General features: G+C 49.5%; 1 protein-coding gene. It reads left to right on the top strand.

From position 1 onward, the window contains the following. Window positions 1–546: metallophosphatase (locus R8N49_RS29740; RefSeq protein WP_318190779.1), on the top strand; the 546-nt coding region annotated here is incomplete at both ends.

Here is a 546-nt window from a genome sequence, read left to right on the forward strand (position 1 = left end):
CTCTCTTTCGATTTGTACAGTGCGATGGGCTACGACGCGATAACGCTCGGTAACCACGAATTTGAATACGGCTGGCAAACCTTGAAAGAGAACATGCCAAGAGCCGCCTACCCCGTGCTCAACGCCAACATCAAGTTTGAGCAAAACAATGCGCCTTTTGCTTCGCCATATACCATTGTTGAACGCGATGGCATTCGTGTCGGTGTGATTGGGGTAATGGGCGTTGATGCCTTCTACAACACTATGTGGAAAGGTAATCGCAAAGGTTTGACTATCGACGATCCAATCAAAACCACTCAGTTCTGGGTTGATAAGATCCGCGACGAAGTGGACATGGTTGTCGTGCTCACACACCAAAATAAAACGGCACCAATGCAAACCGACAAAGAAGCCGATCCCGAAGTGCAACGCGGCTTTGATGAAGATTACGACATGGCAGGCAAGCTAAAGGGGGTCGATGTGATTTTTGGCGGCCACTCTGACCATGGCTTATGGAAGCCTGTCGTGCATCCAAAAACGGGCACAGTTATCGGTCTCACTTTCGGT

Source organism: Vibrio sp. 1978, assembly GCF_033344345.1.